The following is a 25,290-nucleotide window of genomic DNA, read 5'->3' on the forward strand; positions in this document are numbered from 1 at the left end:
GCGCGCTTCATGTGGTGCAGTCCACCCCACTGTCAACCGCCCAGTGCCCCGATGCTTAGGTTCTGGTACATGCCCCACATGGCTGTGACGAAAATGGCCAGCATACCAATCGCCTGCGTATAGGTGCGGTGACGGGTCAACCGGCGGCGCAAGCCCTCGCTGGTCAGTTGGTCACGCTCGATCAGCCGCGCGGTGGACAGGTTCAGCGCGCCCACCAACGACATCGGGAACGCCAGCAGGAACACAGCCTGCGCGAATTCGATGTCATAGACCCAGCCCAGCAAGCCCAGCATGGTCAGCACAAAACAGACCAGGCCCAGCAACCAAAGGCCGGACAGCCGCGCGATATACAAAAGCCGGTTCACGTTGATGCGCACCAGATCTTCCAGATCTTCCTCGATCTGGCCACCCGATTTGCGCGCCCGCGCCACCATGTCAAATGGCACCCCCAGCACCCAATGGCTGGCCGTAGACCACATGACCGCAAGAACGATCCAGAACCAGAGGTTGGAAAACGACCGCATGTCGATCAGTTCGAAAATGGTTTGATGCCAGTTCAACGCCGCTGCCTTTTGCGTGGGATTTGTTCCTCTTACCGCCGCGGTGCGCCAATTCCTACCCTTGCACGGTGCAATTTTACGTGGCACCCAAGAATGACTTTCAAAAAGGCAACACATCATGCGCCCAACGCTCGCACCCTTCCCGGCCACCCGTCTGCGCCGCACCCGCACCACGCCGCAAATCCGCGCGCTGGTGCGCCAGAATACGCTGTCGGTCGACGATTTCATCTGGCCGGTGTTTGTACGCTCGGGCGAGGATGTGATGGAACCCATCCCCTCGATGCCCGGTGTCTATCGCCGCTCGGTCGACAAGGTGGTCGAAGCCGCGCGCGAGGCGGCCGATCTGGGGATCAACGCGATTTGCCTGTTCCCCTACACCGGCCTCGAAGACCGCACCGAGGATTGCGCCGGCGCCTGGGACCCAGACAACAACATCAACCGCGCCATCCGTGCGATCAAATCGGCGGTGCCCGACATCGCGATCATGACCGACGTGGCGCTGGACACCTATAACATCAACGGCCACGACGGTTTTGTCGAGAATGGCGAGATCGTCAATGACCGCTCGGTCGAGGCATTGGTGAAAATGGCGGTGGCACAGGCCAATGCCGGAGCCGACATCATCGGGCCGTCCGATATGATGGACGGGCGCATCGGTGCCATGCGCAGCGCGTTCGAAAGCGCGGGCCATCAAAACGTGATGATCCTGAGCTATGCCGCCAAATACGCCAGCGCCTTCTACGGCCCCTTCCGCGATGCGGTGGGCGCGTCGGCGGCTCTGACGGGGGACAAGAACACCTATCAGATGGACCCAGCCAACGCGGACGAGGCCATGCGCCTGATCGAGCGTGATCTGGCCGAAGGTGCCGATATGATCATGGTCAAGCCCGGCCTGCCCTATCTGGACATCTGCCGCCGCGCCCGCGACACCTTTGGCGCGCCGACTTTTGCCTATCAGGTGTCTGGCGAATTCGCGATGATCCAGGCCGCCGCGCAAAACGGCTGGATCGACGGCGAGCGGGTGATGATGGAAAGCCTGACCGCCTTTAAACGTGCGGGCTGCGATGGCATTCTGACCTATTTCGCCCCTGCCGCCGCGCGGTTGCTGGCCAAGGGCTAAACCCCTTCATCTTGCTCGGTAAACTCCGGGGGGCGCAGGGGGCAGCGCCCCCGCATCCGCACTGCCCGCACGCGCCTACGTCAAAAGACAGGCATACCCCCGCCCATAGGTGCCTTCTCGCGTGACAGGTGGCAATCTTGCGCCTATAGTTTCGGCCAAGACCGGACAACCGGCAGCAGAGCAACAATCACAGGCGGTTCACAATGACCCTATCCTCCCTCTCACGTCGGGCTTTTGCCTTTGGCGCACTTTCCTCTACTGCGGTGCTTGCGGCCTGCGGCAATGGCATTGGCGGACGCGGTCCGGCGATGATCGACGCGCGCGTCGATGCAACGCTGGCGGAAATGTACCGACTTTACCCCAACACCCAATCGCTTGCCCAAAAAGCCAACGGTATGCTGGTCATGCCGCTGGTCACCGAAGCGGGCCTTGGGCTGGGCGGCGCTTACGGGCGCGGCGCATTGCGGGTCAACAACGTGACGGTGGATTACTATTCGGTCACCAAAGCCTCGGGCGGCCTGCAAATCGGCGCGCAGCAATATGCACACGTCCTGTTTTTCATGACCGAACAGGCGCTAAGCGACTTCCGCCGCTCGCCCGGTTGGGCCGCGGGTGCCGATCTGGAGTATGTGATTTCGGATCAGGGCGACAGCCTGAACGCCGAAACCACAACCGTGCTGGCGCCGGTTCTGGCGGCGGTGTTTGGCCGGGCCGGCCTGCGTCTGGGCGCGACGCTGGAAGGCACCAAATATTCGCGCATTATTCCGTAAAACAGGGAAAACCCATTCCCGAACAGGCTACGAACACCCGCCACCGGCGGGTGTTTTGCCAAACGGCCTTAGGCCGCGCGCACCGGCATCAAACGGTTGGTCCGGTCCTCGATCACGCTGATGCTGGTTTCAATCGAGTCGATGACCTCGCTAAGCTGGCGTTCGGCCCGGTGCAAGCGGCCGACGATTTCGTTCAGCCCGTCCACGTTCTTGGCATATTTCGACTGTTCGATCTTGCACATGACGCGGCTCATCTCCAATCCCGACATCACCCGCCGCATATCCGTCGACATGCCACGATAGGCCGCAACAGCGCGCATCACCTTGGACACAGAAGCGGTTTCGCGGATCTGGCAATCGGTGATCAGCGTGGCAAGGCGTCTGGCCTCGGCGTCGCTGTCCAGCCCGGCCACCGCTGGGTTGTTGCGGAACTGTGTCGCAACGTCCTGGGTCAGCACCCGGACACCGGCGTTAAACCGCGCCAGACCTGTATGCGCGACCCCGTCCACCACGGCGGTTCGGAACCGCCGCAGAATGTCGCCCAATGATTGGGCCATCACCTGATGGTTGGTCGAAATCACGCTGATCGGGCCGTTTGCCCCCTCAAGGCTGCGGGCCTGAATGCTCAGGTTGTTGGGGATCAACGCCGTGCTGTGGAAAATCGTGTCCACCATGTCACCATAGCGATGCATGTTGTGCACCGCCTCGGCCAGACCGCGCATTGCCTGAAGACCATGATCGACCCGCCGCCGCATCCCCGTTGCCCGCGCGCCCAGTTCTTCGGACAGTGCATAGCTCATAAAGGTATCATAGTCGGGATAGCCCATATCGCGCAGCTTTTGCAGCAACAGGTCCTGCGATTGTTCGGGCGTCACGCGCCCTGCATTTTCCTCGCCACGCAGCGCAGCATAAAGATCGCCAATTTCCGCAAACAGATCGCTGCTGGGTTTCAGCCGCATCGACAGATATCCATCGTCCAGCGGCAGCACCACGGCAAAGACCCAATAGTGCGTGTGATCGGTCGCCAGATTCTTGACATAGGCGCCGATGGGCCGCCCCGCCGCGATTTCCTGCCACATCAGGTGAAACACACCCGACGGCATATCCGGATGGCGGACGATTCTATGCGGTGCGCCCTCAAGATCGGACCAGTCAAAGCCCGATACATGAACAAAAACGCTGTTGGCGGCCTGAATCACCCCGCGCGGATCGGTGCGCGAGAAAAACAGGTCTTCCAGATTGAAACGGTCAGTCTCGCGGGTGGGATGATCGTTGGACAAGGTGCGGCCCTTTAATATGAGATGTGCCCCATACCTAGCCGCGCAAAGTTTCCAGTTGGTTAAACGCGCCAATCAAAATGGCTCTGGCAGCGCCTGCCAGAGCCTGTGCCGCCTTAACCCATCGCCCGCAGGCGTTTGATCAGGCTGGATGTGTCCCAGCGCCCGCCGCCCAGTTTCTGCACATCCTTGTAGAACTGGTCGACCAGCGCCGTCACCGGCAGCGACGCGCCGTTTTCGTCCGCCGTGTCCAGACAAATGCCCAGATCCTTGCGCATCCAGTCCACTGCGAAGCCGTGGTCGAACTTGTCGTCCAGCATGGTTTCATAGCGGTTGGTCATCTGCCACGACCCGGCGGCGCCCTGGCTGATCACCTCGACCACCGCGCGCCCGTCAAGGCCCGCTTTCTCAGCAAAATGCAGTGCCTCGGACAGGCCTTGCACCAGACCGGCAATGGCGATCTGGTTGCACATCTTGGTCTTTTGGCCCGCGCCGCTTTCACCGATGCGGCGGCACATCTTGGAATAGACCTCCATCACCGGCTGCGCGCGGTCGTATGCGCCCTGATCGCCGCCACACATGATCGACAGCACGCCGTTTTCGGCCCCCGCCTGCCCGCCCGACACCGGTGCATCGACAAAGCTGATTTGCGCCGCATCGGCCGCGGCATAAAGCTCGGCCGTGACTTGCGCCGAAACGGTGGTGTGATCGACAAAGATCGCGCCGCTGGTCATGCCCTTGAACGCGCCATCGTCGCCGGTGCAGACCGACCGCAAATCATCGTCATTGCCCACACAGCACATCACGAATTCGGCACCTTTGGCCGCCTCGAACGGCGTCTTGGCCATCTGGCCGCCGTAGGTGTCGACCCAATCCTGCGCCTTGGACGCGGTGCGGTTGTAGACGGTTACGTCGTGACCCGCCTTTTGCAGGTGCCCCGCCATCGGCGCGCCCATGACGCCCAACCCCAGAAATGCCAGCTTTGCCATTCGATCTTCCTTTTACGTCGGTATTGCCTATCGCTTGCGCCTTTCCTAACAGTCAGGCACATCGGGTCAACTGTGCAAGTAAAGTGAGAGTCCGTCTATGGCATTGGTATTTCAGTGGCTGGTGCGCCTGACCGCTGGGCTGATCGTTCTGGCAGTGCTGGGCGTGGGGATGATCTATTACCTCGCGTCGCGGTCCCTGCCGGACTATGACGCGACGCTGCGGGTCGATGGTTTGGCCGCCGAGACAGAGATCGTGCGCGACAATGCCAACGTGCCCCACATCCTTGCGCAGACCGATGCCGATGCGTTCTTTGCGCTGGGGTTTGTCCACGCACAGGACCGGCTGTGGCAGATGATGCTGCTGCGGCGCACGGCGCAGGGGCGGCTGTCCGAAGTGTTCGGCGCGCCAACGGTCGAGACCGACAGTTTCATCCGCCGACTGGATATATACCGGCTGGCCGTGCAATCGGTCGCCGTGCAAACCCCGCAGACGATCACCGCGCTCGAAGCCTATTCCGCAGGCGTCAACGCGCGCATCGCCCAGATCAACGATCAGGCCCTGGGCCGTGGCGCGCCCGAATTCTTTGTCTTTCCCATGGCGCTGGCCCCCTGGCAGCCCGCCGACAGCCTCGCCATCGGCAAGCTGATGGCCCTGCAACTGTCGGGCCAGCTTGACGCCGAAGTGATGCGGGCGCGCATGTCGCTGGCCTTGCCCGATCCGGCCCGGCTGGTCGACATCCTGCCCGATGCCCCCGGCACCGGTGTGGCCGCCCTGCCTGAATATGCGGCGCTGGTGCCGGATGTGCCGCGGTATGCGGCCGTGGCACCGCAAAAGATCAACCCGCTGTCGCCCTTCGGCCCCGAGGTCTTTGCCGGTGCGTCGAACGCATGGGCGGCGGCGCCGTCGCGGTCCGCGTCAGGCGGCACCTTGCTGGCCAACGATCCGCACCTGGGCTTCAGCGCCCCCGGTATCTGGTATCTGGCGCGGCTGGACCTGGCGGCGGGCGGGGTGATTGGTGCGACGATCCCGGGAATGCCCGTGGTGCTGACCGGCCGGTCGGACGCCTTGGGATGGGGGCTGACATCGGCCTATGTCGACGATCAGGACCTGTTGATCGAACAAATCAATCCCGACAATCCCACGCAATACCGCACCCCCGACGGCTGGAAAGAGTTCGAGACCCGCAAGTCGATCATCACCATCAAGGATGCCGACCCGATCACGCTGACCCTGCGCTGGACCGACAACGGGCCGGTGCTGCCCGGCAGCTTCAAGAACATCGGTGCCGTGACACCTGCGGGCCATGTGGCGGCGCTAAGCTGGACGGCGCTGTCGCCCAACGACACCTCGCTGAGCGGGGCGGTCGGGCTGATGTCGTCGCGTGACGTGGCCGAGGCGATCAACGCGTCCGAGCTGTTCATCGCACCCGCACAAAACCTGACACTGGCCGATCTGGACACCATCGCGATGAAAACCGTCGGCGCCGTGCCGCGCCGCGATCCCAACCACCAGTCCAAGGGGCGGATGCCGTCGTTTGGCTACCTGCCCGAGAACCGCTGGCAGGGGGTGATGTCCTTTGCCTCGAACCCCGGTTTTGTCGCGCCCCTGGGCGGTATTCTGGGCAACACCAACAACAAGATGGTCGAACGTCCCTTTCCCAACCACATCAGCTATCGCTGGGGCGACACCCAGCGGGTGCAACGCTGGCAACGGTTGATGCAGGCGCGGCAGGTGCACACCCGCGACAGCTTTATCGAGGCGCAACTGGACACGGTCAGCGCCACCGCGCGGTCGCTGTTGCCGCTGATCGGGGCCGAACTGTGGTTCACCGGCGAAGCCGCCCCCGACGGCACCGCCGAACGCCAGCGCCAGCGCGCGCTGACACTGCTGGCCGACTGGAACGGCGAAATGAACGAACACCTGCCCGAACCGCTGATCTACGCGGCATGGATACGCGCGCTGCAAGACCGCATGGTGCGCGACGACATCGGCCCGCTGGCGGGCGAGCTGACCCATGTGGAGCCGCTGTTCATTGAACGTGCTTTCCGCGACGTGGACGGCGCATCGGTCTGGTGCGACGTGCGCCAGAGCGCGCCGGTGGAAAGCTGCCCCGACATGGCCCGCATGGCGCTGGACGACGCGCTGATCTGGATTGGCGAGACCTATGGCACGCAACTGGAATCGCTGCGCTGGGGCGACGCGCATCAGGCCATTCAGGACCACCCGGTGCTGGGCGACGTGCCGGTGCTGCGCTATTTCGTGAACATCCGCCAAAGCACCTCGGGCGGGGACAACACCCTGCAACGTGGCCTGACGCGGGGCGGCGCGGGCGCGGATGCCTTCGAAAATGTGCACGGCGCGGGCTATCGCGGGGTTTATGACTTTGCCGATCCCGACAGTTCGGTCTTTGTCGAATCCACCGGCCAGTCGGGCCATTTCCTGTCGCGGCACTATGACGACATGGCGCAACTGTGGCGGCGGGGCGAATATATCCCGATGTCGCTGGATCAGGGGCTGGCGCGGGCGGCGTCGGTGGGCATCACCAAGCTGGAACCCGCCACCCCATGACGACGATCCTGTTCAACAAACCCTTTGGCGTGCTGCCCCAGTTTACCGACTGCGGCAGCCCGACGACCCGGCCCACTCTGTCGGATTACATCGACTTGCCGGGGGTCTATCCCGCGGGCCGTCTGGACCGCGACAGCGAAGGGCTGATGGTGCTGACCTCGGACGGTGCCTTGCAGGCCCGCATCGCGCACCCGAAGTTCAAGAAGCCGAAAACCTATTGGGTGCAGGTCGAAGGCACCCCCACCGAAGCACACATGGCGCAACTGCGCGCAGGCGTGACGCTGAAAGACGGCCCGACCCTGCCCGCCTGTGCCCGCCTGATCGACGCACCTGCGAACCTGTGGCCCCGCACGCCACCCATCCGGGTGCGCAAGACGGTACCAGACGGCTGGATCGAGCTGACCCTGACCGAAGGCCGCAACCGCCAGGTGCGCCGGATGACCGCGCACGTGGGCCTGCCCACCCTGCGGCTGGTGCGCGCCAGCATCGGCGACTGGACGCTGGACGGGCTGGACAGCGGCGCGTGGCACGAGATCGCGGTTTGACAGGTTGCACGGGGGCGCTGCCCGCTAAGACAATAGACGGGGGCGCTGCCCGCTAAAATGATCGACGGGGGCGCTGCCCCCGGGCCCCCGGGATATTTAAGGCCAAAAGAATGCGGGATCAGACCTGTTCGAACTGGGCGCGTTGTTTGGGGGTCCAGCGGACGGTGATGGCAAAGCCGTCTTCGTCCTGCACTTCGTCCACGGCCACGCCTTCGGAGAACAGCCAGGCGCGTTTCTTGCCCTGGGCAAAGCTCAGGCGCAGAACCTCTTCGCTGACGCGGCCTTGCAGTGCGTCCGAAATGATCGACATGAAGCTGTCGACGCCGGTGCCGTTAAGCGCCGAAATCGCGATGATGTCCTGATCGCGAGCTGCGCGGGCCTGTGCGGCCTCGGCCTCGGCTTCTGGCAGCAGGTCGATCTTGTTCCAGATCTCGAACATCGGGCGCTCGTTGCCCACGCCCAGCGTGGTCAGGATCTCGCGTACGTCGTCGGCCTGATCCTCGGTCTCGGGGTGCGAGATGTCGCGCACGTGACAGATGATGTCCGCCGCCAGCACTTCCTCAAGCGTGGCGCGGAAGGCCGCGACCAGTTCGGTCGGCAGGTCCGAGATGAAACCCACCGTGTCCGACAGGATAATCTCGGGGCCGTTGTCCAGCTCGACCCGTCGCATGGTGGGATCGAGCGTGGCGAAAAGCATGTCCTCGGCCATCACATTGGCACCGGTCAGACGGTTGAACAACGTCGATTTGCCCGCGTTGGTATAGCCCACCAGCGCCACGATCGGGAACGGCACCTTGGCGCGGGCGGCGCGGTGCAGGGTGCGGGTTTTCACCACCTTGTCCAACTGGCGGCGCAGGCGCACCAGTTGCAGATCAATCGCGCGGCGGTCTGCCTCGATCTGGGTCTCGCCGGGGCCGCCGACAAAGCCCAATCCGCCACGCTGCCGCTCCAGGTGGGTCCAGGCGCGCACAAGGCGGGTGCGCTGATAGTTCAGGGCTGCCATTTCGACCTGCAACACGCCCTCGCGGGTGGCAGCGCGGTCGCTGAAAATCTCGAGGATCAGGCCGGTGCGGTCCAGCAGTTTGACCCCCCATGCCTTTTCAAGGTTGCGCTGTTGCACGGGCGTGACGGGACCGTCCACCAGCACCAGCTCGACCTCTTCTGCCTCGAACCGCGCGCGCAGCTCTTCGATCTTGCCTTTGCCGAACAACATGCCCGCGTGCACCTTGGGCAGCGGCACGGCCAGATGGCCCACCACTTCAAGATGCCGCAGCGCATGGGCCAAAGACACGGCTTCGGCCAGCGCCAGGTCGGCGCCGCGCCGGTTGCGGTCGGATTTTATATCTGGGTGCAGCACAAAGGCCCGCGTGAAACGGGGCCCTTCGCTTTCGTCCACCTGAAACGGAGGTTTGCTCAAGAGGCGTCTTCGCCCTCGTACAAGCTGATCGGCGTGCTTGGCATGATCGTCGAAATGGCGTGTTTATACACCAGTTGCGATTGACCATCGCGGCGCAGCAGCACGCAGAAGTTGTCAAACCATGTGATGACGCCTTGCAACTTTACACCATTGATCAGGAAAATGGTCACGGGCACCTTGGTTTTGCGCACGTGGTTCAGGAAGGCATCCTGCAAATTCTGTCTGTCCGAAGCCATGTCGGTTCTTACCTTTTTTCTTGTCGTCGGCTTGCGGACCAAGCCATCCCTCATTGTGATCGAGTATGAAGGCCAAGTTCCCGAGTTTCCAGCCCAAAAACAGATGCACCCCGTACCGCGCCGTTGACATTGTCCACCAGTGCGTCAACCGCGCCACAGGTCCGGGGTCAAAAGTGCGATGATGGCCAGTGTTTCCAGCCGCCCCAGTATCATCGCGGCGGCAAATACCGATTTGGCACCTGTCCCCAGTTCCTGCATACGGATCGGTGCATCGCCTGCCCAGTCCAGCAACGGGCCGGTGGTGGACAGCGCCGCCACTGCCATGGTCAGCGACGACTCGAAATCCACGCCGAGGGCGCCCAGCAACATGGTGACAAAGGCCAGGCTGATCGCAAACAGCATGAAGAACACCCAGGCGATGAACGCGCCGCCCTTCAGCACCCGGCGGCCCAGCGACGTGCCCCCGCCGACCGAATGGGGATGCACCAGCTTTTCCATCTCGCGCAGACCGGCCTGATACAGCGCAAAGACGCGCAACAGCTTGACCCCGCCCGCGGTGGTGGCCACGCCGCCGCCAATCAGCGCCAGCCCCATCAGGATCATGCCCGGCGTCGCCAGCCCCGACCAGTTCTGCGAGGTTTCCCAGTGCGTGCTGGCAAACCCGGTGGTGCTGAGGAAGGACAGAACCGTGAACACGCTGCCCCACAGGGCCTCGGCGGCGGCGATCAGACGGTTTTGTTCGCCGATGTCGATGGCACCGATGAAATGCCGCAAGAACAGGATCAGCGGCACCCCCAACACCAGCGCAATGCCGATGCGAAATTCGGGATCGTGCCGCAAGCCGCCGCTTTCCGAGGTGACCGTGTCGGTGGAAAAGGTCATGCGCGACAGGGCAAACAGCATGAACAGCGCCATGACCATTTCGCCACTGATGCCCGCAGTTGACCCCGAAATGCCGCCCACAGGCGAAATCCCCGAGGTCGCCATCACCGACATCGCGTGACACAGTGCCACCAGCGACCGGTCACCGCCAAAGATCAGCAGCACCCACAACAACAGCGTCAATCCCACATAGATCGGCACCAGCGTCTTTGACACCTTGACCAGCCGCGCGCGGCCCTGGGGATGCTGATAGCGCATGTTGCGCTCGTCATAGCGGCCGGGTTCGGCGCGGGCCGTCACCTCGAACCCGCCCAGGTTCAGCGGGGCCAGAATGGCACTGGCGGCGATCCACATCAGCAGCCCGCCCATCCAGCCGACCTGCGCACGCCACAAATGCAGGCTGTCGTTCAGCCGGCCGGGGGTGTCGAACAACGTGGCCCCGGTGGTGGTGATCGAGCTGACCATCTCGATATAGGCGTTCAGAAACGACGTGGTGCCCAGTCCCTCGTGGAACGGCACCGCCAGGAACAGCGGCAGGAAGGCAAAGGCGGCAAACAGGCTCATCAACGGGCCAAGGGTGCCGTGACGCGGCGCGCGGCCCGCGTGGGCCAGCGCAATCAGTGCGAACAGCACAAGGCCCAGAATGGCCGAATACAAAAACGCCCGCGCCGTCGCCAGTTCGCGGATCACCCCGCCGTGGATCGCAGGCACCAGCATCGACAGCGATGCCGCGCCGAACATCAGCAGGAACAGCGGCAACTGCAACACGCGGTCCTGAAGGGTGGACGGGCGCATCATCCTAGAAAAAGTCGATGGACACTTGCATCAGCCTCTCGACCTCGGGGACATCCTTGGCCAGGCTGAAAATGGCAATCACGTCGCCCTCGTCGATGCGGGTGGACGACAGCGGGCGGATCACGTCGCCGCCCTTGCGCAGGGCGCCGACCAGCACGCCTTCGGGGAATTCAATCTCGCCGATCTTGCGGCCCGCCAAGGGCGAGGTCGACAGCACCTCGGCCTCGATCACCTCGGCCTCGGCGTCGCCGATGGAATAGACCGACCGCACGCGCCCGTGGCGGATGTGGCGCAGGATCGACGACACGGTGGTGGCGCGCGGGTTGATATAGGCGTCGATGCCCAAGGGGCCCATCATCGGCACCAGCGTCGGATCGTTGATCAGCGCGATGGCGTAAGGGCAGCCTTCGGTCTTGGCGCGCACGGCGGCCAGCATGTTGGTCTTATCATCGTCCGTCACGGCAAGCATCGCATCGGCGCGCGACACCCCAGCCTCGTGCAGCAGCGCCACATCCAGTCCGTCGCCGTTCAGCACAATCGTCCGCTCAAGCGCTTCGGCGGCGCGTTCGGCGATCTTGCGGTTCTTTTCGATAATCTTGGTGCGCACGCGGTTGGTGCGCTTTTCCAGCTCGGACGCGACCGCCAGACCGACATTGCCGCCGCCCACCAGAACTATGCGTTCCTGTTTGGCCAGCTTCTTGCCGAAAATCTCCATCGTGCGGGGCACGTCGTCGACATGGGCGAAAACATAGCAATCGTCACCGACGAAAAGCTGGTCCTTGGCCTCGGGGGTGAACAACGTGCCGTCGCGGCGCACGCCAACCACCACGGCGCGCAGGGTCGAGAACAGATCGGTCAACTGCCGCAGGGGCGTGTTCACCACGGGGCATTCTTCCTCGATGGTGATGCCCAACAGGTGCGCCTTGCCGTCCATGAACCGTTCAGTGTCAAAGGCGGCCGTGGTGTGCAGCCGTTGCAAGGCGGCCGCCGCAACCTCGCGTTCGGGGCTGATCACCACGTCGATGGGCATGTGATCGCGGCGGTACAGGTCGGAATAGATCGCATCCAGATAGGACTGTGACCGCAGCCGCGCGATCTTGCGGTTGATGCCGAACACCGAATGCGCCACCTGACAGGTGACCATGTTCACCTCGTCCGAGTGGGTGGCGGCGATGATCATGTCCGCATCGCGCGCGCCCGCGCGGTCAAGGATGTTGGGATAGCTGGCATAGCCCGCAACCCCCTGCACATCCAGCGAATCCGTGGCACGCCGCACCAGATCGGGGTCGCTGTCGACCACGGTAACATCGTTGCGCTCATTCGACAGGTGACGTGCGATCTGCCAGCCAACCTGACCCGCGCCGCAAATGATGACCTTCATGCGTTCCTTGCCCCTTTGGCAACCGCAACCACAGTGATCGGAAACATCTGCATGACAGAAGGCCGAAACCGGGTCAATTCAATTGTAAATCCTAAAGATTTCCGCCAGTCTTGCCATATGAAAACACGCATTGCCACCCTGATCATGACGCTTGCGCTGCCTGCCTGCGCACCGTTGACGCTGTATTACAAGGCGGGCACGCCCGTCGCCACGCAACAGCGCGATACCACCGCCTGCCAGGTGCAGGCCCTGCGCGATGCGCCGGTCGCCAATCAGGTGCGCCGCACGCCGCCCACCTATGTGCCGCCGCGCCGTGTGTGCAATTCTTCTGGTGCGTGCAGCTCTACGGGCGGCTATTACCTGCCCGGCGAGGTCTATACCGTCGATGTGAACGCGCCCCTGCGCAAGAGGGTCGAAACCCAGTGCATGGCCGACCGCGGCTATAGCCCCACCAGCATTCCGGCCTGCCCTGCGGGTGTGAAACAGGCGGCAACGCCGGGGGCCACGTCCACCCTGCCCCGTCTGACAGCGAAATCCTGTGCGATCCGCAATTCCGACGGCAGCTTCCAGATCGTCAACCAGGGCTGATCCGGGCGCACGCCGCGCATCTGGGGGGCGCTGCCCCCGCGCCTGCGGCGCTCCCCCGGAGTTTGTCTGGCAAGATGAAGCTTAATCTTCGTCGTCGTCCGCATCGTCCACATGGGCCACGCGCGCGCCTGCCTTGGCCGAGGTGACGACGCCCAGGCTTTTGAGTTTGCGGTGCAGGGCCGAGCGTTCCATGCCGACAAAGTTCGCAGTGCGGCTGATGTTGCCGCCAAAGCGGTTGATCTGGGTCAGCAGGTATTCACGCTCGAACGCCTCGCGGGCTTCGCGCAGGGGCAAGGTGGCCAGCGCGCCGGACAGCACGACACGCCCCTCTTCACCGCCCGAGCTGCTGTCGGTGCCCGGCAATTCGCGCGCTTCGATCGGGCCGGTGCCATCCCCCAGGATCAGCACCCGTTCAATCAGGTTCTTGAGCTGGCGCACGTTGCCCGGCCAGACCATCGTTTGCAGCAACGCCAGGGCCTCGTCGCTGATGTCGCGTTTGGGCAGGCCCTGAACGGTGTTGAATTCGGCAATGAAATGGTCGGCCAGCACCGGAATATCCTCGCGGCGGTCTTCCAACGACGGCACCGCGATGGGCACCACGTTCAGCCGGTGGAACAGTTCCTGACGGAAGGTTTCGGCGGCAATCGCCTTTTCCAGATCGCGGTTGGTCGACGAAATCACCCGCAGGTCCACGCGCACCTTGTCGTTGCCGCCGACGCGGGTGAACTGTTGGTCGACCAGCACGCGCAGGATCTTGGACTGGGTGCCCAGCGGCATGTCGGCGACTTCGTCAAAATAGATCACGCCGCCATGCGCCTGTTCCAGCAGCCCCGGCTCGACCCCGCGTTCGGCGTTTTCACGGCCAAACAGCACCTCTTCCATGCGATCCGGCGCGACACCGGCGCAGTTGACCGTGACAAAAGGCGCCGCCGCGCGGTTGGAATTGGCGTGGATATAGCGCGCGGCCAGTTCCTTGCCCGCGCCTGCGGGGCCGGTCAGCATGACGCGTCCGTTGGATTTGGTGACCTTGTCCAGTTGCGAAATCAAACCCTTGAACGACGCGCTGGCGCCAATCATCTGGGTCGGGCCGGTGTCCTGCCGGCGCAGGCTTTGGTTTTCGCGGCGCAGACGGGACGTTTCCATGGCGCGGCGGATCACCACCAGCAACTGGTCGATGTTGAACGGCTTTTCGATAAAGTCGTAGGCACCCTGTTTGATCGCCGCGACCGCAATCTCGATGTTGCCGTGGCCCGAGATGATCACCACCGGCACATCCGGGTTGTCGCGTTTGACCGTTTTCAGAATGTCGATCCCATCCATGCGGCTGTCCTTCAGCCAGATGTCCAGGATCATCAGCGCGGGCGCTTCGGCGTTGATCGCGCTCATCGCGTCGTCCGAATTGCCGGCCAGACGGGTGACAAAGCCTTCGTCCTTGAGAATATCGGAAATCAATTCCCGGATGTCGCGCTCGTCATCAACAATCAGAATATCACTCATGTTACCTCACTCTTTTATTCGTTGCGGCGTCAGCGGCAGTGTGATCACCGCCATCGCGCCGAAATGCGTCTGGCCATCGAATACGGGGGCGTCCTCCAGAACCAGCGTGCCGCCGTGTTCCTCGATAATCTTCTTCACGATCGGCAGGCCCAGCCCCGTGCCGCTGGACCGCGTGGTCACGTAGGGTTCGAACAGGCGCGCGCGATCTTCGGGCAGGCCAATGCCGTTGTCTGCAATCCGGATAATCGCGCGGGCTTTCCGGGTTTCAAGGTGCACGCGAATGCGCGGCTCAAGCCCCTCTGGCGCGCCTTTTTCGATCAAGGTTTCAATGGCTTCGCCTGCGTTCTTAATCAGGTTTGTCAACGCCTGACCGATCATGGTGGCATCCAGATCGGTTGCCAGCGGCGCGTCGGGCAGGTCGGCGTCGATGGTGACATTGGGCTGGCCCGCACGCTGCAAGGTCACGGCATCGCGGACAATCTGCGCCAGATCGTGGCTTTTCCGGTCGGGTTCGGGCATGCGGGCGAATTTTGAAAACTCGTCAACAATGCGCCGCAAGTCATTGGTTTGGCGCACAATCACGTCCGTCATCTGTTCCAGACTGTCGCTGTCATCGCCCACTTTTGACGAAAACTTGCGCTTGATGCGCTCGGCGCTCAGCTGGATCGGCGTCAGCGGGTTCTTGATTTCGTGCGCAATGCGCCGCGCCACGTCGCCCCAGGCGGCCATACGTTGCGCGCTGACCAGGTCGGTGACATCGTCAAAGGCCACAACATACCCTTCAAGCCCGCCATCATCGGTGCGCCGTGTCGCCATGCGCACCAGAAGGTTTTCCAGATGACCGTTGCGGCTGACCTTGACCTCGCCTTGACTTACCTCTTGAAGATTGGCCTTCAAGGCATTGAAAAGAGACCCGAATTCCGGAACGGCCACGGACAAGGCCGTGGATTGGTTGTTGTCCTTCCAGTCCAGCAGCCGTTCAGCGGACCGGTTTACAAAGGCCACGCGCCCTTCGGGGTCCAGCCCCACGACACCCGAGGTCACCGAGCTGAGCACCGAGTCGAACAAGCGACGACGGCGTTCGATCTGGCGGGTGTTGTCCAGCAGCGTTTCGCGTTGGCCTTTCAGTTGCAGGGTCATCTGGTTGAAATAACGCCCCAGCATGGCAATCTCGTCGTCGCCCTCTTCTTCGGGCACACGCACGTCCATGTCCCCCGCGCCCACGCGCTGCGCCGCCCCTGTCAAACGGCCCACCGGCCCGGACAGACGTTCGGCAAACCACAGCCCCAGCCAGATTGCCGCCAGGATCAGGATCACCGCAAAGCCAAGATACAGCAGACCGAATTCAAACAGAACGCGGCCCCGTTCGTTTTCCAATTGCTGATACAGCCGCACCGTCTGCTGCGTTTCGTCCAGCAACGACAGGATTTCACCGTCCACATCGCGGCTGACGTACAGGAAACGGTCGACCAGCGTGGTCAGGGGCACAAGCGCGCGGAATTCGTTGTTGGGCCAATCCTCGACAATCGCCACACCGTCCTTGCGCGCCACGTCGAATTTGCTGTCGTCGGGTTTTTCAAAGTCGAACAGATACGACCGGTCGCCGCGTGCGCGGATCTCGCCGGTGCCGTCGATCAGATAGGCCTCGCGCAGTCCGCGCTGAATCTGAAGCTGGCCGTCGGTCAGAATTTCAATATCGCTCTGGCTGGGCTGGGTGCGGCGCACGCGGTCGATGAATTCGGCCAATGCGCGGGCGTCTTCGACCAGATCGTCATATTGCTCGGCCTCGTAAGCTTCGGCTGCTGCCAGCGACGAGCCGACCACATTGCTGACCCGGTCGGAAAACCAGCCCTCAAGCCCGATGTTCACCGTCAGGCCCGCAAAGACCGCAACCGTCACCGTGGGGATCAACGCCATCAGCGCAAACACGCCGGTCAGCCGCAAGTGCAGGCGAGACCCCGCAGATTTGGCCCGCCGCGCGGCGATCAAACGGGCGACCTGGCTCATGACCAGGGCGGCCACGACCAGAATATAGACAAAGTCGGCCAGCAGAATCAGCCGCAGGGACATGTTGGTGGTGCCCTGATCCAGCGGCCCCAAAATCAGGAATGTCGCCAGCGCCAGCGCAGGCCCCAGAATGACCAAACCCAGCGTCGCGGCGTTGCGCACACGCTTTTGACGGCGCAAACGCCCCATTGTTGCCCATCGTGATTGCCGTGTCCGGGTTGCCACCCTGCACCACCTGTTGATGTGGTGTCCTAAGACACCTACCGCCATATATCGTGGTCCTGACCCGAAAGTGTCCGGATGGCCACGGTTTGATGTGGCAGTTTTACATCATCTTTCGACCGCGTGTCACCTGTATTCCAAGGTCGGTGATCTTCTTGCGCAGGGTATTTCGGTTGATCCCAAGAAGTTCGGCCGCTTTGGCCTGATTTCCGGCGGTGGCGGACAGGGCAATTTCGATCAGCGGTGCCTCGACCTCGCGCAGGATTCGCCCGTGCAGACCGGCGGGCGGCAGCATGTCCCCGTGCAGGTCAAAATACCGCTGCAAGTGACGTGCCACCGATGCGCCCAGTTTCTCGGTGTCGCCCACCGATTGCAGCGGCTCCATCTCGGGCTGGCTGCCAAGCGCCTGTTTGACCTCGGTCGCCGCGATCTCGGGCAGACGGCTGGTCAGGCCCAGTCGGCGCACGGTGTTTTCCAACTGGCGCACGTTGCCGGGCCACGAATAGGTGCGGAACACTTCCGCCGCCTCGTCCGACAGGGTGCGCTGCGCCGCACCCGATTTTTCGCCACGCGCCAGAAAATGATGCGCCAGCAAGGGGATGTCATCGACCCGCTCGCGCAAGGACGGCACATGCAGCGTCGCCCCGCTTAGCCGGTAATACAGATCCTTGCGCACCTTGCCGTTTTCCATGGCCGCGGCCAGATCGGTCTGGCTGGTGGCCAGAAACCGGGGCACGTCATCGCCCGAGGCATCGGTCATGCGCACGATACGCGCCTGGATTTCGTCGGGAATATCGCCAATCTCGTCGATCAACAGCGTGCCGCCGCGCACGCGGGCCATGACCCGTGCGGGGCCTTCCAGATCTTGCAGATCGGCAGGCGTCACAGCCACGAAGGGCATCGACCGGCGGTCCGAAAAGTCGTGAATCGCGCGCGCAATCAACGACTTGCCCGTGCCACTTTCGCCCCAGATCAGCACCGGCAGGTCGGTGTTCATCACCTGTGCCACCACGCGGTACAGCGCCTGCATCACCGGCGTGCGGCCCACCAGCGGCAGATCGTCGGGGCGGTCGTCCTCGATCATTTGCGAACGCGGGCGCTTTTGCTTGCTTTCCAGCGCACGCGCCGTGCGCTTCATCAGGTCGGGCAGATCGAAGGGTTTGGGCAGATAGTCATAGGCTTCGGCCTCGGCGGCCTGAATGGCGGTCATGATCGTATTCTGCGCCGAGATAACGATAACCGGCAGGCCGGGGCGATCCTGCGCAATTTTCGGCAGCATTTCCAAGCCGTTGCCATCGGGCATCATCACATCCGAGATCACCACATCGCCTTTGCCCTCGCCCACCCAGCGCATCAGGGTGGTCAACGACGACGTGGCATGTACCTTGCACCCTGCCCGCGTCAGCGCCTGCGTCAGCACCGTGCGAATTGTGCGATCATCGTCTGCAACCAGAACCGTGCCGTCCATGCTTTATACTTCCTTTTTGGGTTTTGTTTGCCTGGGCGCGCGCGCCAGTGACAGGCGGAACACCGTACGTCCCGGCACCGACGTGACCGAAATTGACCCGCCGTGGTCTGATATGATCTTGCTGACCAGCGCCAGCCCCAGCCCGGTGCCGTTCTCGCGGCCCGAGACGAAGGGATCGAAAACATCCGCCTTGATCGCCTCGGGCAGGCCGGGGCCGTCGTCGATAATCTCGATCTGCAAGGGCAGCGACCGGCCCGTCCCGTCCGCACGACGCAGTCGGAACGAATGTTCAAAGTAGCTGTGCAGCCGGATGGTGCCACCGTCCTTGCCTGCCGCTTCGGATGCGTTTTTCAGCAGGTTCAGCACCACTTGCAGCAACTGGTCGGGATCGCCCTGCGCCATTGGCAACGAGGGGTCGTAATCCTCGATGATCTTCATGTTCGCGCCAAACCCCAGCAGGGCCGAGCGGCGGGCGCGGTCCAGCACGTCGTGAATGTTCACTTCGCGAAAATCGGGCGGCGACAGGTTGCCGAATTGCTCGACCTGTTCCAGCAGTTTGACGATGCGGCGGCTTTCCTCGACGATCAGGTCGGTCAGTTCCAGATCATCCTTGCTCAGGCTCATGCTCAGCAGTTGCGCGGCACCGGTGATGCCCGCCAGCGGGTTCTTGATCTCGTGGGCCAGCATCTCGGCCATGCCGATGGCGGATTTGGCAGCGGATTTCACGCTGTCGTGCTGGGTGATCCGACCCGCCAGTTCGCGCGGGCTGATCAGCATGATCATCTGCCCCGGCGCGCCCTGAAGCGGCGCAATCTGCAATGCGCATTGCAGCGGCGCGCGCTGGCCACCGCCCACATCCACGTCATTGACGAACAATGGCGTCTCATAGGTGCGGGCGCGGGCGAAGGCCTCTTCCAGCGGCGAATCCACGTTCACCTGATCCCACAAGGGCACGCCCACCACCGATTTGGCCGATACGTTCAGGAACCCTTCGGCAGCGGCGTTGATTTCCAGAATGCGGTCGTCGGCGTCGATCAACAGCGCCGGTACGGGCAACGAGGCCCAGATGTCTGCGGCAGGGCTCATGCGGCCTCCTGTCCGGTCCAGGGCGACAGCGCGTCTGGCAGCAGGCGCAGCGCCTCGTTCGGGGTTTTCGCCGTCAGCACAGCGCGGCGCAGATCGGCAGAGGTGCCCGCCGTGTCCATGTACCACCCCAGATGTTTGCGCGCGACGCGCAGGCCCAGCACCGTGCCGTAAAAGGCCAGCATTTCGGTGTAATGCGCCATCACCATATCAGCAAAATCCGCCCCCGTGGGCACCTGCGGCGCAGGCGTGCCGTAAAGCGCGTGCGCCACCTCGGCCAGCAGCCAGGGCCGCCCTTGGGCGCCGCGTCCGATCATCACGCCATCGGTGCCGGATTGCGCCAAAGCCTGCCGCGCGCTGGCCACGTCGACGATGTCGCCGTTGGCGATCACCGGAATGGTCACCGCATCCTTGACGCCGCGGATCGCCGCCCAATCGGCGCGGCCCTTGTAGAACTGACAGCGGGTGCGCCCGTGGATCACGATCTGGCGGATGCCTGCCGCCTCGGCCCGTGCGGCAATCTGCGGGGCGTTCAGCATGTCGTCGTCCCAGCCCAGCCGCGTTTTCAGCGTCACCGGAATGTTGACCGCATTCACCACCGCTTCGATCAGGGTCAGCGCATGGTCCGGCGTCTTCATCAGCGCCGAGCCGGAGTACCCTTGGGTGACCTTCTTGGCCGGGCAGCCCATGTTGATGTCGATCACCGCAGCGCCCTGCCCTTCGACCATCCGCGCGGCTTCGGCCATGGGTGCCGCCTCGCGGCCCGCAAGCTGGACGGCGGTGCCTTGTTGGCCCAGCCCCAGCTCGGCCTTTTCGCGGGTGCCGGGGCGCGCGTTCAGCATGTCGGTGCTGGCGACCATTTCAGACACCACCATGCCCGCGCCAAACCGCGCCACCAGGCTGCGATACGGCAGATCGGTGATTCCGGCCATCGGGGCCAGCATCACCGGTGCAATCATGGTCAATGGGTCGTTGTGTTCGGGCAAATGCCTAATCCTTGTGCGTGTCTTCGAGTTAGCCGACCCGAAGGGTGGCCTCAATGCAATATGGCGCATTTGCGCCCGATCTGGCGGCATGTGCCTAATATTTAAGCACACAAACTGCCGAATTGCCAGCCCGCGCCAATGGTCCTACACATCAGACATGACAGTAACACCCCGCACACCCACATGACATGCGCCGCGATCATCGTCGCCGCGGGCCGTGGCCTGCGCGCGGGCGGGCCTGTGGCCAAGCAATGGCAACCGCTGTGCGGCGCGCGGGTGATCGACCATACGCTGGCGGCGTTCCTGAACCATCCGCAGATTGACCAGGTGGTGCTGGTGCTGCACGCGGACGACATGGGCGGCGCAGAGTTTGCCGGCGTGACCCAGACCACCGGTGGCGCGGACCGTGCCGCGTCGGTGCGCGCAGGGCTGGCGGCGCTGAGCGATCCGGCCATCACCCGCGTGCTGATCCACGATGTCGCCCGCCCCTGCATCACCGCGCGCACCATCAGCGATGTGATTGATGCGCTGGACCGCAGCGTCGGCGCTGCCCCCGCCCTGCCCGTCACCGACGCGCTGTGGACAGGGGCCGACGGACGCGTGACCGGCACGCAGGACCGCACCGGCCTGTTCCGTGCGCAAACGCCGCAAGGGTTCGACCGCGCCGCCATCACCGCCGCCCACGCCGCACACGCAGGCCACGCCGCCGACGATGTCGAGGTCGCCCGCGCCGCAGGGCTTGACGTGGCCATCGTGGCGGGGGACGAGGACAACCTGAAAATCACCCATCCGGCCGACTTTGACCGCGCCGCACGGATATTAAGAGGACGCAATGGACATCAGACTGGGTAACGGCTTTGACGTACATGCCTTTGACGACGGCGATCATGTGACGCTGTGCGGGGTGCGCATTGCCCATGATCACGGGCTCAAGGGCCATTCGGACGCCGATGTGGCGATGCACGCGGTCACCGACGCGATCTATGGCGCGCTGGCGATGGGCGACATCGGCCAGCATTTCCCGCCATCGGACCCGCAGTGGAAGGGGGCCGCCAGCCACATTTTCCTGATCCACGCGGTTGAACTGGCGCAAAAGCACGGTTTTGCCATCGGCAACATCGACTGCACGATCATCTGCGAATTCCCCAAGATCGGCCCGCACAGCGACGCGATGCGCCGCGAAATGGCCCGGATCACGGGGGTTGAGTACACGCGTATCTCGGTCAAGGCGACCACCTCGGAACGCCTGGGCTTTACCGGACGCGGCGAAGGCATCGCGTCGCTGGCAACCTGCACATTGGTGAAATCATGACACAAAAACTCGCAACCGCCATCGGCACCGTTCTGGGTGTCGGCTATATCCGTCCCGCATCGGGCACCTGGGGGTCGCTGGTGGCGCTGCCGTGGGCGTGGCTGCTGCATGTGATCGGCGGCTGGCCGCTGCTGATGGCCGGCATCGTGGTGATCTTTGCCGCCGGATGGTGGGCCACCGGCGTGATGACCAAGGGCAAGACCGACCATGACCCGTCCGAGATTGTCGCGGACGAGGTCGTGGGCCAGTGGATTGCCCTGCTGCCGCTGTCGATTGGTGCGATGAACAACGGCGTGTCGATGCTGGACCTGTGGCCGGGCTGGGTTGCGGCGTTCGTGCTGTTCCGGCTGTTCGACATCTGGAAGCCGTGGCTGGTGGGCCGCGCCGACCGGCGTGGCGATCCGTTGGGCGTGATGCTGGACGATGTGATTGCCGGTGTGTTCGCGGCCATCGGCGTGGTGCTGCTGGCCGGTCTGGCGCACGGGGTGTTGATGCGATGAGCTTGCCCGTCAGCGTGCTGGAGGCCGCCAAAGCGCGCGGCGTGATGATCGCCACTGCCGAAAGCTGCACCGGCGGCATGGTGGCGGCTGCGCTGACCGACATTCCCGGATCGTCGGCGGTGGTCGACCGGGGCATGGTCACCTACACCAACGCCGCCAAGGTCGAGATGCTGGGCGTGTCGCAAGCCACGCTGGACGCGTTCGGCGCGGTGTCCGAAGAAACAGCCGCCGAAATGGCCACAGGCGCGCTGACCCACAGCCACGCGCAATGGGCCGTGGCAATCACCGGCATCGCAGGCCCCGGCGGGTCGGATCACAAGCCCGAGGGGCGCGTGTGTTTCGGGCTGGCAGGACCGGATGGCGTAACCACTCAAACGGTGGAATTCGGGGCAGCGGGCCGCGCGAACGTGCGGGCGGCGGCACGCGATCACGCCTTGGGCCTGCTGCTGGGTGCACTGACCAAAGAGTGAGTGACTGCCGAGTTCTCACCTTGCACAATTTCAGGGCAAAGCGCCCCAAATTCCGCCCGCAAATAACGCAATAACAAAAACGCCCTGTTTTTAAGCGCGCTGGCGCAAAAACTTGCTTCCCCCCTGCGCAATGGCTTGGCACGTCCCCCCAAACCAAACGGGAGGGGACCCAAATGAACGCCGCTGACACAGCCTGGATCATCACCGCAACGGCCCTTGTGCTGTTCATGACATTGCCGGGGCTTGCCCTGTTTTACGGCGGCCTTGTGCGCGCCCGCAACGTCCTGAGCGTGTTCATGCACGTCTATGCCATCGCCTGCCTGATGAGCGTGCTGTGGTTCATCGTCGGCTATTCCATCGCCTTTGGCGGCGGCGACAGCGGCATCTGGGGCGGCTTGGACAAGCTGTTGTTGCTGGGTGTGACGCCCGACAGCCTGACCGGCACACTGCCCGAAGTGCTGTTCTTTGCCTTCCAGATGACATTTGCCATCATCACGCCCGCGCTGATCGTGGGGTCTTATGTCGAGCGTATCGGCTTTGGCTTTGTGCTGCTGTTCTCGGGGCTGTGGATGCTGCTGTGCTATGCGCCGGTGGTGCACTGGATCTGGGGCGGCGGGTTTCTGTCCGACGGTGGCATCTTTGGCGACATCGGCGTGCGCGACTTTGCGGGTGGCATCGTGGTGCATGAAACCGCAGGGCTTGCGGCGCTGATCTTGGCGGTATTCTTAGGCAAACGCCGCAACCACACCACGCCGCCGCACAACCCCGGTCTGGTGATGATCGGGGCGGCCATGCTGTGGGTCGGCTGGTTCGGCTTCAATGGCGGGTCGCAACTGGCCGCCGACGGCGGGGCCGCGATGGCGCTGACGGTCACGCATATTTCGGCGGCCACCGCGTCGCTGACATGGGCGCTGTGGGAGCGGTTGAAGTTCGGCAAATCGTCGCTGGTGGGCATCGTCACCGGCACCATCGCGGGGCTGGCGTCGATCACCCCTGCATCGGGCTTTGTCGGCCCGGTCGAGGCGCTGGTGATCGGGGCCGTCGCGGGCATCCTGTGCCAGGAGGCCGTGAACCTGATCCGCAACAAGGTGGTCATCGACGACACGCTGGATGTCTTTGCCGTGCACGGTGTCGGCGGTATCTTCGGCACGATCATGATCGCGGTGTTCGGCGCAGGCACATGGATCGCGCAACTGGGATCGCTGGCGATTGTCGGGGTTTACACCACCGTCGTCACCATCGTGCTGATCGTCGCGGTGCGCGCCATCACGCCGCTGCGCGTGGACCCCGAGGTCGAAACCAACGGTCTTGACCTCGCCGTCCACGGCGAACGCGCCTACGACATCACCAGCTAGGACGCGATCACGCCGACAAAACCGGCAAGGTCGTTGCCCTGCACGGCCTGCCACAGATCATCGGCGCGCGTCCCCACAAGGGCGTGCGCCTTTTTCATGATCTTGGCCTGCCGGTCAGCCAGCGCCATCGGCGCATCCAGATCGTGAAACGCCGCCTGCCCGTTGACAAAGACCCGCGCCTGCATTTCCGTCAGGCTTTCGTCGGTGTCGACGCGCACGCGGGTGCGGAATTGCGCCAGATCGGCGCGCGCGGCGGTGGCGTCGCTGAACTGCGCAATGTCGCCGGTGTCCAGCCCGTGCGCCGCCATCGCGGCAACCTGGGCATAGCTGAACTTGCATTCCAGCCCCGTGCGCGGGGTTTCGATGTTGCACACGGTCATCCAGCGCGGGTGGGTGGAGATCTCGACCGTGCTGTCGGGTGTCAGGTCGGTGTCGGCCAGCGCCTCAAGCGTGGCGTGCAGCCCGTGGCAACAGGCGTGAAACTTGTGACTGACCCGCGTCATGCGCCAGTCAGCGCCCAAGGTCACGGGATCACCCGCCCTGTGGTGCGTGGGGCCAAAGCCCAGCGGCCCCGCCAGCCCGTCATCAGCCGATGTCATACCCGCCGCCGCCCAGTCCGCAGCCTCGATGCCGCAGCGCGCGGCAAGCCCTGCGTTCAGCGGTTTGCCCATGGTGCCGAACTGCGATTTCAGCCCCGAGGCCATGGTGCTGCACAGCCCCAAGGCATGCCGCATCTGCACGTCGCTCAGGCCCCGCAAACGGCCGGCGGCAATGATGGCCCCGAACGCACCTGCTGTGGCCGTCTGGTGATAGCCCACCTGATAATGCCCGCGCCCCAACCAGATGCCGACAGCCACCGACGCCTCGGCGCCGATCAGTGCCGCGTCGATGATGGCATCCAGCGATGCGCCCGCCGCCTGTCCTGCGGCCAGTGCTGCCGACACAACCGCGACCGACGGGTGGCCGATGTGCGCGAAATGGGTGTCGTCATAGTCCAGCGCATGGCTGAGCGTGCCGTTGATCAGCGCCGCCGCCGCGGGCGCGCCCTGCCCGCCTGCGAACTGCGTACAGTCGCCCGCAACATGCGCAGCCGCAACAAAGCCGTCAAAGCTGCCCTCGGCGGCCCCGGCGACGCCGCAAGCCGCCCAGTCCAGCACCGACAGCGCCATGACCGCGCGGGCGTCCGGATCGGGTTCGGCCCGTGCAAACGCCACCAATTGTTCCGTGATACCTGTTGCTGCCATCACTGCGGCCCCCTTAC

Annotated in this window: 21 protein-coding genes and 1 pseudogene; 9 read left to right on the top strand and 13 right to left on the bottom strand. The window is 63.8% G+C overall.

Annotation, left to right across the window (positions count from 1 at the left end):
- Positions 1-32: 32 nt before the first annotated feature.
- Positions 33-560, bottom strand: a complete 528-nt coding sequence (locus AAC077_RS04430) for a component of SufBCD complex (RefSeq protein ID WP_339766905.1) — start codon at positions 558-560, stop codon at positions 33-35.
- Between the two features lie 118 nt (positions 561-678).
- Between AAC077_RS04430 and hemB the strand changes: the two genes are divergently transcribed.
- Both hemB and AAC077_RS04440 read left to right on the top strand, forming a co-directional pair.
- Positions 679-1,680 carry a porphobilinogen synthase gene (gene hemB / locus AAC077_RS04435; protein WP_339766906.1) on the top strand — a complete coding sequence of 334 codons (1,002 nt, stop codon included), beginning with the start codon at positions 679-681 and terminating at the stop codon, positions 1,678-1,680.
- 203 nt (positions 1,681-1,883) lie between these two features.
- Positions 1,884-2,450 (top strand): YSC84-related protein, encoded by a 567-nt coding sequence (locus AAC077_RS04440; protein ID WP_339766908.1) that lies wholly within the window; start codon positions 1,884-1,886, stop codon positions 2,448-2,450.
- Positions 2,451-2,518: 68 nt separating this feature from the next.
- Here AAC077_RS04440 and AAC077_RS04445 read toward each other — a convergent pair whose 3' ends face one another.
- Positions 2,519-3,730, bottom strand: a complete 1,212-nt coding sequence (locus AAC077_RS04445; protein ID WP_339766910.1) for a hypothetical protein — start codon at positions 3,728-3,730, stop codon at positions 2,519-2,521.
- Positions 3,731-3,843: 113 nt separating this feature from the next.
- A complete protein-coding gene (locus tag AAC077_RS04450; protein ID WP_339766912.1) occupies positions 3,844-4,716 on the bottom strand; it encodes an NAD(P)-dependent oxidoreductase in 873 nt (290 codons plus the stop codon).
- Between the two features lie 97 nt (positions 4,717-4,813).
- On the opposite strand from AAC077_RS04450, the gene AAC077_RS04455 reads away from it, so the two are divergent.
- Entirely contained in the window at positions 4,814-7,285 is a 2,472-nt protein-coding gene (locus AAC077_RS04455) for a penicillin acylase family protein (RefSeq protein ID WP_339766914.1), read from the top strand.
- The gene (locus AAC077_RS04460; RefSeq protein WP_339766915.1) at positions 7,282-7,830 is read left to right on the top strand and encodes a pseudouridine synthase; all 549 of its coding nucleotides are present in this window, start codon (positions 7,282-7,284) and stop codon (positions 7,828-7,830) included. The genes AAC077_RS04455 and AAC077_RS04460 overlap by 4 nt, the downstream gene beginning before the upstream one ends.
- A 118-nt stretch (positions 7,831-7,948) precedes the next feature.
- On the opposite strand, the gene hflX is transcribed toward AAC077_RS04460, so the two are convergent.
- From hflX to trkA, 4 genes are all read right to left on the bottom strand, one after another.
- On the bottom strand, positions 7,949-9,247 hold the full coding sequence (gene hflX, locus AAC077_RS04465; protein ID WP_339766917.1) for a GTPase HflX: 1,299 nt from the start codon (positions 9,245-9,247) through the stop codon (positions 7,949-7,951).
- Positions 9,244-9,483 (bottom strand): RNA chaperone Hfq, encoded by a 240-nt coding sequence (hfq, locus tag AAC077_RS04470; RefSeq protein ID WP_339766919.1) that lies wholly within the window; start codon positions 9,481-9,483, stop codon positions 9,244-9,246. The genes hflX and hfq overlap by 4 nt, the downstream gene beginning before the upstream one ends.
- 144 nt (positions 9,484-9,627) lie before the next feature.
- Entirely contained in the window at positions 9,628-11,163 is a 1,536-nt protein-coding gene (locus tag AAC077_RS04475; RefSeq protein WP_339766921.1) for a potassium transporter TrkG, read from the bottom strand.
- 1 nt (position 11,164) lies between these two features.
- The gene (trkA, locus tag AAC077_RS04480) at positions 11,165-12,541 is read right to left on the bottom strand and encodes a Trk system potassium transporter TrkA (protein WP_339766923.1); all 1,377 of its coding nucleotides are present in this window, start codon (positions 12,539-12,541) and stop codon (positions 11,165-11,167) included.
- 117 nt (positions 12,542-12,658) lie between these two features.
- On the opposite strand from trkA, the gene AAC077_RS04485 reads away from it, so the two are divergent.
- Positions 12,659-13,129: a hypothetical protein gene (locus AAC077_RS04485; RefSeq protein WP_339766925.1), complete on the top strand. Its 471-nt coding sequence runs from the start codon at positions 12,659-12,661 to the stop codon at positions 13,127-13,129.
- Between the two features lie 81 nt (positions 13,130-13,210).
- On the opposite strand, the gene AAC077_RS04490 is transcribed toward AAC077_RS04485, so the two are convergent.
- The 5 genes from AAC077_RS04490 to dusB all read right to left on the bottom strand — a co-directional run bounded on the left by AAC077_RS04490 (position 13,211) and on the right by dusB (position 20,365).
- A complete protein-coding gene (locus tag AAC077_RS04490; RefSeq protein WP_339766927.1) occupies positions 13,211-14,626 on the bottom strand; it encodes a sigma-54 dependent transcriptional regulator in 1,416 nt (471 codons plus the stop codon).
- A 6-nt stretch (positions 14,627-14,632) separates the two neighbouring features.
- Positions 14,633-16,822, bottom strand: a complete 2,190-nt coding sequence (locus tag AAC077_RS04495) for a PAS domain-containing sensor histidine kinase (protein WP_339766929.1) — start codon at positions 16,820-16,822, stop codon at positions 14,633-14,635.
- 136 nt (positions 16,823-16,958) lie between these two features.
- Positions 16,959-18,323 carry a response regulator gene (locus AAC077_RS04500; protein WP_339766931.1) on the bottom strand — a complete coding sequence of 455 codons (1,365 nt, stop codon included), beginning with the start codon at positions 18,321-18,323 and terminating at the stop codon, positions 16,959-16,961.
- 3 nt (positions 18,324-18,326) lie between these two features.
- Entirely contained in the window at positions 18,327-19,409 is a 1,083-nt protein-coding gene (locus tag AAC077_RS04505; protein WP_339766933.1) for an ATP-binding protein, read from the bottom strand.
- Entirely contained in the window at positions 19,406-20,365 is a 960-nt protein-coding gene (gene dusB, locus AAC077_RS04510; protein ID WP_339767956.1) for a tRNA dihydrouridine synthase DusB, read from the bottom strand. Before dusB ends, AAC077_RS04505 begins: the two co-directional genes overlap by 4 nt.
- Positions 20,366-20,575: 210 nt before the next feature.
- Here dusB and AAC077_RS04515 point away from each other — a divergent pair.
- From AAC077_RS04515 to AAC077_RS04530, 4 genes and pseudogenes are all read left to right on the top strand, one after another.
- Positions 20,576-21,704: pseudogene (locus AAC077_RS04515) on the top strand (bifunctional 2-C-methyl-D-erythritol 4-phosphate cytidylyltransferase/2-C-methyl-D-erythritol 2,4-cyclodiphosphate synthase).
- Positions 21,701-22,204: a phosphatidylglycerophosphatase A gene (locus AAC077_RS04520; protein WP_339766935.1), complete on the top strand. Its 504-nt coding sequence runs from the start codon at positions 21,701-21,703 to the stop codon at positions 22,202-22,204. Before AAC077_RS04515 ends, AAC077_RS04520 begins: the two are co-directional and overlap by 4 nt.
- The gene (locus AAC077_RS04525) at positions 22,201-22,674 is read left to right on the top strand and encodes a CinA family protein (protein ID WP_339766937.1); all 474 of its coding nucleotides are present in this window, start codon (positions 22,201-22,203) and stop codon (positions 22,672-22,674) included. The genes AAC077_RS04520 and AAC077_RS04525 overlap by 4 nt, the downstream gene beginning before the upstream one ends.
- Before the next feature lie 173 nt (positions 22,675-22,847).
- Complete coding sequence (locus AAC077_RS04530; protein WP_339766939.1) at positions 22,848-24,029, top strand: ammonium transporter; 1,182 nt, start codon at positions 22,848-22,850, stop codon at positions 24,027-24,029.
- Here the strand turns inward: AAC077_RS04530 and AAC077_RS04535 are convergent.
- Positions 24,026-25,273 (bottom strand): MmgE/PrpD family protein, encoded by a 1,248-nt coding sequence (locus tag AAC077_RS04535; RefSeq protein WP_339766941.1) that lies wholly within the window; start codon positions 25,271-25,273, stop codon positions 24,026-24,028. The genes AAC077_RS04530 and AAC077_RS04535 overlap by 4 nt on opposite strands.
- Between the last annotated feature and the right edge of the window lie 17 nt (positions 25,274-25,290).

Source organism: uncultured Pseudosulfitobacter sp., from assembly GCF_963976325.1.
Classification (GTDB): Bacteria; Pseudomonadota; Alphaproteobacteria; order Rhodobacterales; family Rhodobacteraceae; genus Pseudosulfitobacter.